At 61.0% G+C, this 11,291-nt stretch carries 10 protein-coding genes; 4 read left to right on the top strand and 6 right to left on the bottom strand.

Annotated elements, in window-relative coordinates; genetic code table 11:
* On the top strand, positions 1-1,468 hold a 1,468-nt coding region (gene tig / locus VGO04_RS00350; protein WP_327493968.1), incomplete at its 5' end, for a trigger factor.
* Between the two features lie 95 nt (positions 1,469-1,563).
* Here the strand turns inward: tig and VGO04_RS00355 are convergent.
* Both VGO04_RS00355 and sthA read right to left on the bottom strand, forming a co-directional pair.
* Entirely contained in the window at positions 1,564-2,367 is an 804-nt protein-coding gene (locus VGO04_RS00355) for an endonuclease/exonuclease/phosphatase family protein (protein ID WP_327493969.1), read from the bottom strand.
* A 191-nt stretch (positions 2,368-2,558) separates the two neighbouring features.
* Positions 2,559-3,974, bottom strand: coding sequence for a Si-specific NAD(P)(+) transhydrogenase (gene sthA, locus VGO04_RS00360; protein ID WP_327493970.1), 1,416 nt, complete (start codon positions 3,972-3,974; stop codon positions 2,559-2,561).
* Positions 3,975-4,176: 202 nt separating this feature from the next.
* On the opposite strand from sthA, the gene VGO04_RS00365 reads away from it, so the two are divergent.
* Together VGO04_RS00365 and VGO04_RS00370 are read left to right on the top strand one after the other, a co-directional pair.
* Positions 4,177-5,220, top strand: coding sequence for a magnesium and cobalt transport protein CorA (locus tag VGO04_RS00365; protein WP_327493977.1), 1,044 nt, complete (start codon positions 4,177-4,179; stop codon positions 5,218-5,220).
* A gap of 52 nt (positions 5,221-5,272) precedes the next feature.
* Positions 5,273-6,442 carry a zinc-binding metallopeptidase family protein gene (locus tag VGO04_RS00370; RefSeq protein ID WP_327493971.1) on the top strand — a complete coding sequence of 390 codons (1,170 nt, stop codon included), beginning with the start codon at positions 5,273-5,275 and terminating at the stop codon, positions 6,440-6,442.
* A gap of 51 nt (positions 6,443-6,493) precedes the next feature.
* Here VGO04_RS00370 and radC read toward each other — a convergent pair whose 3' ends face one another.
* From radC to phaC, 4 genes are read right to left on the bottom strand one after another with little or no spacing between them, the layout of a single operon-like run.
* Entirely contained in the window at positions 6,494-7,282 is a 789-nt protein-coding gene (radC, locus tag VGO04_RS00375) for a RadC family protein (protein WP_327493972.1), read from the bottom strand.
* The gene (gene map, locus VGO04_RS00380; RefSeq protein ID WP_327493973.1) at positions 7,279-8,118 is read right to left on the bottom strand and encodes a type I methionyl aminopeptidase; all 840 of its coding nucleotides are present in this window, start codon (positions 8,116-8,118) and stop codon (positions 7,279-7,281) included. The genes radC and map overlap by 4 nt, the downstream gene beginning before the upstream one ends.
* Before the next feature lie 31 nt (positions 8,119-8,149).
* Entirely contained in the window at positions 8,150-8,869 is a 720-nt protein-coding gene (sfsA, locus tag VGO04_RS00385; RefSeq protein ID WP_327493974.1) for a DNA/RNA nuclease SfsA, read from the bottom strand.
* A 19-nt stretch (positions 8,870-8,888) separates the two neighbouring features.
* The gene (gene phaC, locus VGO04_RS00390; RefSeq protein ID WP_327493975.1) at positions 8,889-10,730 is read right to left on the bottom strand and encodes a poly(3-hydroxyalkanoate) polymerase subunit PhaC; all 1,842 of its coding nucleotides are present in this window, start codon (positions 10,728-10,730) and stop codon (positions 8,889-8,891) included.
* Positions 10,731-10,839: 109 nt separating this feature from the next.
* Here phaC and VGO04_RS00395 point away from each other — a divergent pair, with 109 nt between their 5' ends.
* The gene (locus VGO04_RS00395) at positions 10,840-11,148 is read left to right on the top strand and encodes an SHOCT domain-containing protein (protein WP_327493976.1); all 309 of its coding nucleotides are present in this window, start codon (positions 10,840-10,842) and stop codon (positions 11,146-11,148) included.
* The last annotated feature ends 143 nt before the right edge of the window (positions 11,149-11,291 follow it).

Raw genomic sequence — 11,291 nt, forward strand, 5'->3', positions numbered from 1 at the left:
CGAAACGCTCGCTCAAGGGCTGAAGCGCGAACTCAAGGTCGTTATCCCGGCCAAGGACATGGAAGCTCGTATGAACGAGCGCCTGGCCGAAGTGAAGGACCGTGTGAAGATCAACGGCTTCCGTCCGGGCAAGGTGCCGGCTGCGCATCTGAAGAAGATCTACGGCAAGTCGATCATGGCTGATCTCGTCAACGAGATCGTTCGCGAAAAGCCGACCGAGATCCTGTCGGGCCGTGGCGAAAAGTCGGCGACCCAGCCGGAAATCGCGATGACCGAGGACGAGGCCGAAGCCGACAAGATCCTCAACGCTGAAGCCGACCTCGAATTCACCGTTGCCTACGAAATCATCCCGGCGATCGAACTCAAGGACGTCAGCGGCATCAAGGTGACCCGCGAAGTCGTCGAGATCGCTGAAGACGAAGTCAACGAGCAGATCCTGAAGATCGCCGAAAGCGCCCGCAGCTACGAATCGAAGAAGGGCAAGGCCGCCAACGGCGACCGCGTCACGATCGATTACCTCGGCAAGGTCGATGGCGTTGCCTTCGACGGCGGCAAGGACGAAGACGCTGAGCTGGTTCTCGGCTCCAACCGCTTCATCCCGGGCTTCGAAGAGCAGCTCGTTGGCGTCAAGGCTGGGGACGAGAAGACCATCACCGTTACCTTCCCGGCTGAATACCCGGCTGCAAACCTTGCAGGCAAGGAAGCGACCTTCGACATCACCGTCAAGGACGTTGCCGGCGCGCAGGACATCGAAATCAACGACGAACTGGCCACCAAGCTCGGCCTCGAATCGGCTGACAAGCTGAAGGAAATCGTCCGCGGCCAGATCGAAAGCCAGTACGGCAACCTGACCCGTCAGAAGGTCAAGCGTCAGATCCTCGACCAGCTGGACGAACTCTACCAGTTCGAAACGCCGGAGCGCCTCGTCGACGCCGAATTCGAAAACATCTGGCGCCAGATCAACACCGACCTGCAGCAGGCCGGCAAGACCTTCGCTGACGAAGAAACCACCGAAGAAGAAGCCCGCGCCGAATATCGTAAGCTCGCTGAGCGTCGCGTTCGCCTCGGCCTCGTTCTCTCGGAAATCGGCGAAAAGGCCGGCGTTCAGGTCAGCGACGACGAACTGCAGCGTTCGCTGTTCGAACAGCTCCGCCAGTTCCCGGGCCAGGAAAAGCAGATCCTCGACTACTTCAAGAACACCCCCGGTGCTGCCGCTTCGCTGCGCGCTCCGCTGTTCGAAGAAAAGGTCGTCGACCACCTGCTCGGCGAAATCTCGGTAACCGACAAGACGGTTTCCAAGGAAGAGCTGACGGCTGACGACGAAGAAGGCGAAGGCAAGGCTGCCAAGAAGGCTCCGGCCAAGAAGAAGGCTGCTGCCAAGGCTGAAGCCGCTGAAGGCGAAGAAGCTGCCGCTCCGAAGAAGAAGGCTCCGGCCAAGAAGAAGGCCGCTGACGACAGCGCCGAGTAATCGGACCAAAGCCTAGAAATAAAAGAAGGCCCTGCCGCTTGCGGCGGGGCCTTTTTCATTCGGTCTGCCGTGTCTGGTATCGACGGCAACGACCGTCAGGCGAGGTTGAGCAGAAGGGCACGGTGGTCGGAAACTTCCGGCTCAGCGACGACATCGAACCTTGAGACATCGACGCTGGCGTTCACCAGCATGTAGTCGGCAAACCGACCATCCTTCAAATAGTGTGACGTCCGGGTGTCCTTGTGACCGCGAGAGACGACGAGGTCGGTCAAGCCGAGTTCAGCGAGTGCTGGAAACGTTATGCTGTCGGGCAGCACGTTGAAGTCTCCGCACGCCACAAGGCGCTCGTCCCCCGGCCAGACCTGGCGAATGAGCCCTGCCAGTGCTTCGGCCTGGGCGCTGCGTTCCGGGCTGTCGCCCTTGCCGTTGACCGCGCGCAGGCCGTGCATCTGGGCGATTGTGATTGCCCTGCCGGCGTCGTGATCGAAGAGGCGGATGCAATGAGCATTGCGGGCGCGCGGATGCGCACCCCAACCGTTGGCCGAATACGCGCCGTGGACGAAGCCGAGCGCCTGGCCAATCACCGAATGGGTTCGCCGCACGAACGTGGCCAGGCCGAATTCCGAGGGTATGAGTGTTTCGCCGTCAAACAGCGTGCCCTGGGCCGTCGGGCAGAAGAAACCATCGTGCTCAGGAAGCAGGGCTGAAATTTCGTCAAAGAGATTGGCCCGCTGTGGCAACTCGACGCCGACGTCGCGATAGATCAGCCATTCGGCTTTGCTGCGAGGCGAACGCCCGACTTCCTGCAAGCAATACACATCGGCATCGACGTCGGCGAGGTAGGTCATCAAGGGTGCGTGCAGCTTGCCGCCCCAGGCATTGAGCGAAAGGATACGCATGGCGTCGGGCCTCTTCATCAAACGAGCGGTGAAGCTACCCGATTCGTGTCTCTTTCGGAGCGTTATTGCCGATTTCGCGCCTGTCCGGCAACGCGGGAAGAGGCACGAGGCAATGACGCAAATTGCCTCGCCGCTGACGGCCGATCCTTCAAGTTTCGCGACAGTCCCCTGTCCACAGCGTTCGCGCCCGCTTACGCTTTGGCCGATTCCTGCTTGATTTCGCCCATGCGGTTCCAGGCATCGAGACCGGCGATCTTGTAGGCTTCGGCAAGCGTCGGGTAGTTGAAAGTGTTCTCGACGAAATACTCGACCGTGCCTTTGAGGTTCAAGACCGCCTGGCCGATATGGACCAGTTCGGTCGCACCTTCGCCGATGATATGGACGCCCAGCAGGCGGCGGGTCTTCAACGAGAAGATCATCTTCAACAGACCGGAATCGAGGCCCATGATGTGGCCGCGCGAGGTCTCGCGGAAGCGCGCCATGCCACATTCATACGGGATACCGCGCTCCTTGACCTCTTCTTCCGAAAGGCCGCAGGTCGAGATCTCCGGTACGGCATAGATGCCGTATGGGAAGTACTTCTGCGGCTCCATGGCGATGGCGCCGACAGCGACCCGGGCCGCGATGCGGCCCTGTTCCATCGACGTCGAAGCAAGGCTCGGAAAGCCGACGACGTCGCCGGCAGCGTAGATGTTCGGCACGGAGGTCTGGAAGGTCTCGGGGTTGACCTTGAGCCGCCCGCGACTGTCGGCCTCAAGTCCCGCCGCCGGCAGGTTGAGCGTGTCGGTCGCGCCCATGCGACCCGCAGCGAAGAGCACCATGTCCGTTGTGATCTTGCGGCCGTTGTCGAGCGTCAGCAGCACCTTACCATCGTCCAGTCGCTCGACCTTGTCGGCCTTCTGTCCAAGATGCAGCTTCATGTTGCGGTCGCGCAACTGATAGATGAAGTCTTCGACGATCTCCTTGTCGATGAAGTCGAGCATCGTCGTCTTCGGGTCGATGACCGTTACCTGGGTGTCAAGCGCGCTGAAGATCGTCGCGTATTCGATGCCGACGACGCCGGCGCCTATGACCACCAGGGAGCGCGGCAGCTCAGCAATATCGAGCAGTTCGTCACTGTCGAGCACCGTCTTGCCGTCAAAGGGCATGTAGTCCGGGCGGAAGGGCTTGGTGCCGACGGCAAGCATGATGCTGGTGCCGGACACGAGCAGGGTCTCGCCGTCGTCCTTGACGACCTCAAGTGTCGTCGGATCGACGAAGCTCGCCTTGCCGCGCATCTGCTGCACGCGATTGCGGGCAAACTGGTGCTCGAGCACTTCGACTTCGTGATTGAGTGTGATGATCAGGCGCTGCCTCAGGTCGTCGGCGCTGATCTCCTGCTTGACGCGGTATGCGCGCCCGTAAAACCCGCGCTCGCGCCAGCCCGACAGATTGAGAGCCGTCTCGCGCAGGGTTTTCGAAGGAATGGTGCCGGTGTGAACCGAAACGCCACCGACGCGTTTTCCCTGTTCGATGACGAGAACCTTCTTGCCGAGCTTGGCGGCCTGAATGGCGCCGCGGCGACCGGCCGGCCCGCTTCCGACAACGATGAGATCGAACTGGTTCATGGGCTTTTCCGTTGCAAGATGGAATCGTTGTGCGATGCGAAAGACTGTCGCTTTGAAGCCTCTATATCGTCAATGGCACCGTTTAATGAAGTGGTTTTCATATCTGAAAACTGTCGGGTGAGAATATAAGGAAATGCGCGTATGCTTGGCTTCGTATCGACATGCCGAGCCCATGGGTTTCGTGTTTGCCTGGGAGGTCGCGATGGGATTGGAGCTGACGAACAAGGTTGTGCCGCAGTCCGAAGCCGAGGACCTCAACTCGCACCCGGAACAACGACCGGGTGTCGTCGCCGCTGCGGTTTACGAGAACGGCGTGCGGGTCCGCGATATCCAGGTTGAGGATGCCGGCAAGTGGCGGGCGCGGCCGGGTACCGTCGTCTGGATCGGTCTGCACGAACCGGACGCCGATCTTCTTCGCCAAGTACAGCAGGAGTTCGAGCTGCATGATCTGGCGATCGAGGATGCGTGCAAGGCGCATCAACGGCCGAAGCTTGAGATCTACGGCGAGTCGATCTTCGTCGTTGCCCGCACCGCCCATATGGTCGGCGACGAGATTGCCTTCGGCGAAACCCATCTTTTTGTCGGGCGCGGTTATGTCGTCTCTGTCCGACACGGTGCGTCGACCTCCTACATGGCCGTCCGCCAGCGCTGCGAATCCTCGCCGGCGGCCCTTGCCCATGGCGAAAACTACATCCTCTATTCCATCCTCGATTTCATCGTCGACAACTACATGCCCGTCATAGAGGCGATCCATGAAGAAGTGGAGGAACTGGAAGATCGCTTGCTGCGTGAACGGCTGATCAAGAAGGACATCGAGCGGCTCTACCTGCTGCGCCGCAACCTCCTCAGACTGCGCAACGCCGTCGTACCCTTGGTCGATGTGTGCCGCCGTCACGAGCATATCGAGCTGCCGGGCATGGACGCGGCGCTGCAGCCGCTCTTCCGCGATGTGACGGACCATGTGCGCCGCGTTCAGGAGGATATCGACGCGCTGCGCGAGGTGCTCGCCTTCACCTTCGAAACGAGCCTGATGGTCGGGCAATCCGAACAGACGGAGATTTCGCGCAAGCTCGCGTCCTGGGCGGCGATCCTGGCGGTGCCGACGGCGATTGCCGGCATTTACGGGATGAATTTCGATGACATGCCGGAACTAAAGTTCCGCTACGGCTATTTTGTCGTTCTGGCGGTGATCATCGGGTTGTGCGGGACGCTCTATCGCTTCTTCCGCCGGGCGAAATGGCTGTAGGCCGGAGCGCCTGAAGCAAAGCGTGAAGTACCAATTCCCGGGTTCGGAGGACGTGGTGGCAACCCTTTTGGAAACGCTCGGCCAGCTGATCGGCGCGAACTGGAAGCAGCGCGAGGTAGCCAAGCGATACTCGCGCACCTTTTTGTGTCGCTGCGGCAGGCACATCTTCTTCGGCAATATCGTTTGCAACAACTGCCAGGCGCCGCTCGGCTATTTGCCCAGTGAAGACACGCTGCTGTCGCTTGAGCCCGGCCCAGAGCCAGACACCTGGCTCGCAGACGGCAACCAGTCTTTGCTGAAATATTGCGGCAACCGCGATACGCCGGCGCAATGCAACTGGATGCTGGCGGCGAGCGAGCCGAGGTCTCTGTGCATCGCATGCGGGCTAAACCGAACAATTCCGGATCTCGACCGCGAGGACAATGCCCGCTACTGGGGGCTGCTTGAGGTGGCAAAGCGAAGGCTCGTGTCGCAGTTGCTGGCGCTTGGCTTGCCCGTGAAGTCCAAGGTCGACGAGGACGAGGCACACGGCCTGATGTTCGACTTCCTCCGTTCTCCGCCGGAAGGGCCGCGTGTGCTGACCGGGCATGCTGACGGCTTGATTACGGTCAACGTCGAAGAGGCAGATTCTGTCGAGCGGGAGAAGATGCGGCTCGAACTACATGAACCCTACCGCACGCTCCTTGGCCATTTTCGACACGAGGTCGGTCACTACTATTGGAACCGGCTCGTTCTGAACGGCCCCTGGCTGGAACCGTTTCGCGCGCTCTTCGGCGACGAGCGGGCCGATTATGCGGAGGCATTGAAGGCGAACTACGCAAACGGCCCGCCCGCAGACTGGGCTGACCGATACATCAGCTCCTATGCTTCCACGCACCCCTGGGAAGATTGGGCGGAAACCTGGGCGCATTACCTGCACGTGGTCGACAGCCTCGGCACTGCGCTCGGGTTTGGGCTCGACGCAGAGGATCTGGAGGCTGCGATCCAGCCGTTCGAGAGCGATGCTCTGTATGCGCCCGCCGACGCCGGCGCCGAGCGATTTCTATCGCTGCTCAATTCCTGGATCGAAATGACGATGGTGCTCAACGAGTTGGCGCGCAGCATGGGCCAGCCGGACTTCTACCCCTTCGTGATGTCGAAGCCGACAGTGGCCAAGCTGCAGTTCGTGCATATGGTCGTTGAGCACCAACGCTCGTCTGGGGAAGATGGCCTTCTGGGATGAGGAGCTTTGCCACTGCTTTTGCCACGAAGCGGCGATGTGGGAGCAGGGCGATCAGAACAGCCGCAGGCCCTTCAGGCTGACGTGTCCGTCCTTGCCGATGATGATGTGATCGTGCACGGCGATGCCGAGCGGTTTCGCCGTCTCAACGATCAGCTTGGTCATGTCGATATCGGCGCGAGACGGGGTCGGGTCGCCAGATGGATGGTTGTGAACGAGGATGATCGCCGTGGCCGAGAGGTCCAGCGCGCGCTTCACCACTTCACGCGGATAGACAGGTGCATGGTCGATGGTGCCCGTCTGCTGCACTTCGTCGGCAATCAGCGCGTTGCGCTTGTCCAGGAACAGGATTCGGACCTGCTCCTTGGTCTCGTAAGCCATGGCCGCATGGCAGTAGTCGATGACGGCGCTCCACGACGAAAGGATTTGCTTCTGGCGAAGTTCGCTCTTCAGCGTCCGATGGCCGATCGTGGAGATGAGCTTGAGATCGAGAGCCACCGCCTCGCCGATGCCGTTCACCTCCTGCAACAGCGCAATCGGCGCGCCGAAGACGCCGGCAAGCGTGCCGAAACGCGCAAGCAGGGCTTTTGCGATCGGCTTGGTATCCTTGCGCGGGATCAGCCGAAACAGCAACATCTCCAGGATTTCGTAGTCGGCCAGCGCCGCGTCGCCCTGTTCCCGGTAGCGCGTGCGCAGTCGGTCTCGGTGTCCGTGGTAGTGCGCTTCGGGTGCCGGTGCCTTCTTGGCCACCGGCACGGCGTCCAGCTGAAACTGTGGAAAGAACGTCCGTTCATCCGCCGATGGCGTCATGTCGCCGTCAGTAGAGATCGGACGCTTTGTCATGCGGCGCCGAGGGTGCTGACGCCGGGCTTGAACAGGCCGGCGGGTGACAACGTGAAGATCTCGCATCCGTCCGCAGTCACGCCGACGGTGTGCTCGTACTGGGCCGAAAGCGACCGGTCGCGGGTAACTGCGGTCCAGCCGTCTGCCAGCACTTTCACGTGCGGGCGCCCGAGGTTGATCATCGGCTCGATGGTAAAGATCATGCCTTCGCGCAGTTCAGGACCTTCATTGGCGCGGCCATAATGCAGGATGTTCGGCGCGTCGTGGAAGAGCTTGCCGACGCCATGGCCGCAGAAGTCGCGCACGACCGAGCAGCGTTCCGCTTCGGCATAGGTCTGGATCGCTTCGCCGATCGCGCCGGTGCGCGCGCCCGGGCGAACGGCTGCGATGCCGCGCATCAGGCTTTCATGGGTGACATCGAGCAGTCGCTCGGCCGCCCGCTTGATTTCGCCCACGGGATACATGCGGCTCGAATCGCCGTGCCAGCCATCGACGACATAGGTCACGTCGATGTTGACGATGTCGCCTTCGCGCAGCGGCTTGTCATTGGGGATCCCGTGGCAGACGACGTGGTTGATCGATGTGCAGGACGACTTCGTATAGCCGCGATAGTTCAGCGTTGCGGGCAGGGCGCCATTGTCCATGCCGAATTCGAACACGAAGCGGTCGATTTCGTCGGTCGTAACGCCGGGCTGCACGCGAGAGACAAGTTCATCAAGGCAGCGCGCCGTCACCTGACAGGCCTTGCGCAGCCCTTCAAACCCATCCGCTCCATAAAGCCGGATGACGCCAGTGTTCTTGTAGGGCGCAGACCCCGCCTCGATGTAAGTCACCATTCCAAAACTTTCATTTGTTCCAAGTCGGATTTCATAAAGCAGCGAGGGCTGTCTCGTCCACTGTCATCAATCCGGTCGGCTGGATTTGGGTCGGCGAAACCCGACATTTCACCGCATAGGCCTCGACGCCGCGCGTCATCGCGCGGTCGAACGCCCGGGCATAGACCGGATCGAAGTCGCGGCAGATCCGCAACGTGTCGCAATCACCGCGCTGCACGAGATAGATCATGATGGCGCGATAGCCCGCTTCGACCATGTCGCCGAGTTCGTCGAGGTGCTTGGCGCCACGGGCGGTTGGGCTATCCGGAAATTCCGCAAGACCGGGCGCGCGACTGAAGTGCACGTTCTTCACCTCGACATAGGCCAGGCCGCGCTCGGGGTCGCTGAGCAAGATGTCGATCCGTGAATTGCGCCCGTATCGCTGTTCGCGGGCAAGGCTTTGGTAGCGGTGCAGGTCGGAGACAAGCTCGAGCCGGATGGCCTCTTCCGCGAGCCGGTTGGGCAGGCCGGTATTGATGCCGACCAGGGTACCGTCGGCCTCGACGATTTCGAGCATCTGGCGATATTTCCGCGTCGGGCTGTCGTGTTCCGACATCCAGATGCGCGAGCCGGGCGTGGTGAGGCCGCGCATCGACCCGGTGTTGGGGCACGAGCCGGTCATCGCCGTGCCATCCGGCAGCACGGCGTCGAAGAGAAAGCGCTTGTAACGCTGGACGAGGGTCGCTTGTGCGAGCGGCGGATCGAAGATCAAGGCGAGTCCTGTTGCGGCTTCAGGCGCGGGCGCGCACGTAGGAACCCGGCGCTTCTTCCAGCGTATTCAGCGGGCCGCCGGGTTTGCGAGCGGGAACACGTCGCTTGTCGAGCTTCTCGAGCCATTGATGCCAGTGCGGCCACCAGGAGCCCGGCGTTTCCTTCGCAGACTTGAACCAGTCGTCGAACTCGCCCTTGGGCGGGCCGCCGGTCCAGAACTGGTACTTGCCCTTGTCCGGAGGGTTGACGACGCCGGCGATGTGGCCGGAGCCCGAGAGCACATAGGTGACCTTGCCGCCGAAGGACGAACTGCCAAGGAAAACCGAGCGCGGCGGTGCGATGTGGTCTTCCTTGGTGGCAAGGTTGTAGATCGGGATTTTGACGTCGCCGAGCGAGACCTGCTTGCCGGCGAGCATCATTTCGCCCTTCGACAGCTTGTTCTCGAGATAGCAGTTGCGCAGATAGAACGAGTGGTTGGCGGCGGGCATCCGGGTCGAGTCGGAGTTCCAGTAGAGCAGGTCGAAGGGCAGGGGATCCTGGCCCTTGAGGTAGTTGTTGACGAAGTAGGGCCAGATCAGTTCCGAGGCTCGGAGCATGTTGAAGGCGGTCGCCATCTTCGAGCCGTCGAGATAGCCGGTCACGCTCATGTTCTGTTCGATCTGAGTTATCTGATCCTCGTCGACGAAGACCTTGAGATCACCGGCGTGGGTGAAATCGACCTGGGTCGTAAAGAGCGTGGCGGAGCGGATACGCTCGTCACCTTCCGCCGCATGCAGCGCAAGCGTGGCCGCAAGCAGCGTGCCCCCGACGCAGTAACCGATGGCATTGACCTCGCGCTCGCCGGTCGCCTGCTCGACAGTGTCGAGCGCAAAACCGATGCCTTCACGGGCATAGGCTTCCCAGTCCTTCGTCGCGTGCCGTTCGTCCGGGTTGACCCAGGAGATCACGAATACGGTGTGACCCTGATCGACAGCCCATTTGATGAAGGATTTCTGCGGGTTGAGATCGAGAACGTAGAACTTGTTGATCCAGGGCGGGCAGATCAGCAGCGGCCGCTTCAGCACGGTTTCGGTCGTCGCTTCATATTGCAGCACCTGGCAAACGTCGCTCTGGGCGATGACCTTGCCGGGCGTAATCGCGATGTTTTCGCCGATCGCGAACTTGCTGGTGTCGGTCTGCCGGAGCTTGAGGTCGCCGCGGCCGGCGGCGATGTCCTCGGCAAACATCTGCATGCCCTTGACCAGGTTGGCACCGCTCGATGCGACGGTTTCCCTATAGAGCTGCGGATTGGTGGTGACGAAATTGGTTGGCGAAAGGGCGCTCGAAACCTGCCGGACGTAGAAGGCGGCCTTGTGCTTGGTATGGTCGTCCAACCCCTCCGCATCCTCGACCATGCGCTCGGCCCAGTCCGAGGTGACGAAATAGGCCTGGCGGATAAAGTCGAAGAACGGGTTCTTCACCCAATCCTCGTCGGTAAAGCGCTTGTCGTTGCGAAGAAGGGCGGGCGCATCCGCAGCCGCCGCATCGCCCGACATGCGGTGGAGCGTCCGCGACCAGATCTCGAAGAAGCTGCCCATGAGGTGCGTCTGGGCTTCCAGCGTGCGGCGCGGATCCGATAGCCAGTATTCCGACACCTTGGAAAGCGTCTTCACCATATCGGTGACTGGCTCGGCAAAAGTATCGGATTTCTGACCCGATTCGCGCGGCGCGAGCCAGGCGGATGCTGCCTTTCCAAGCTGCTCCATGGCGCGGGCGAGGTTGACGGCGAGGCTTTCCGGGTCCTTGACGATGTAAGGCTCGACGGATCTGGGGTCGAAGCCTGCGAAGCCGTCCTTGCCTTCCGCATTCCTCTCTGCTGTCACCCGGTGTCCTCCACAGCATCTTGTTTGTTTTGTATTTTTACATTCTGCCCGAAAATGATTACAAGGGCTAGCGCATCGTCGCGCCGTCAAATCAGAGGTTCTCTTCAGCATGCTTGCCGTCGGAAAACAGCGCTCCATCACCTTTGTTGCAGGGATCGTCCTCATCGGCACGCTTGCAGGCTGCAACAGCCAGACCACCAACTTTGAAAACTACCCTTCGGTCTACGGTCAGAAGCCGGCTGCAACGACCCAAATGACCAATGAAGAGGCGGTAAACATGCAGGCGCGCCTGACGTCGCTCGGCGCGGCGCGCAAGTCCGGTGCGATCTCCGAAGCGGAATATCAGCGGCGCCTGAAAGAGATGCGTGCGCTGGCCGAACAGCACGGCACCGACACGCTGAAAGAGATCCAGAATTAGCGCTTGCCTTTCCGGTGATTTGGACGCAAAGCGTTCAATGGCCGCATGGACGGCCGTTCACCACAGCGCACGGTTTCGCAAAGGCTAGAGCCGCTGGCGGGAGCGTGCGCCAAACGAGGTTTGGAGATGGAAGAGTTTCACAA

Origin of the sequence: Ensifer sp., assembly GCF_035999185.1 — a bacterium.
Taxonomy (GTDB): domain Bacteria; phylum Pseudomonadota; class Alphaproteobacteria; order Rhizobiales; family Rhizobiaceae; genus Ensifer.

What these genes read in the sequence shown, in the direction of transcription:
- radC (WP_327493972.1), bottom strand. Translation starts at nt 7,282, where the DNA reads ATGACAAAGCGTCCGATCTCTACTGACGGCGACATGACGCCATCGGCG.
- VGO04_RS00355 (WP_327493969.1), bottom strand. Translation starts at nt 2,367, where the DNA reads ATGCGTATCCTTTCGCTCAATGCCTGGGGCGGCAAGCTGCACGCACCC.
- sthA (WP_327493970.1), bottom strand. Translation starts at nt 3,974, where the DNA reads ATGAACCAGTTCGATCTCATCGTTGTCGGAAGCGGGCCGGCCGGTCGC.
- map (WP_327493973.1), bottom strand. Translation starts at nt 8,118, where the DNA reads ATGGTGACTTACATCGAGGCGGGGTCTGCGCCCTACAAGAACACTGGC.
- VGO04_RS00365 (WP_327493977.1), top strand. Translation starts at nt 4,177, where the DNA reads ATGGGATTGGAGCTGACGAACAAGGTTGTGCCGCAGTCCGAAGCCGAG.
- VGO04_RS00395 (WP_327493976.1), top strand. Translation starts at nt 10,840, where the DNA reads ATGCTTGCCGTCGGAAAACAGCGCTCCATCACCTTTGTTGCAGGGATC.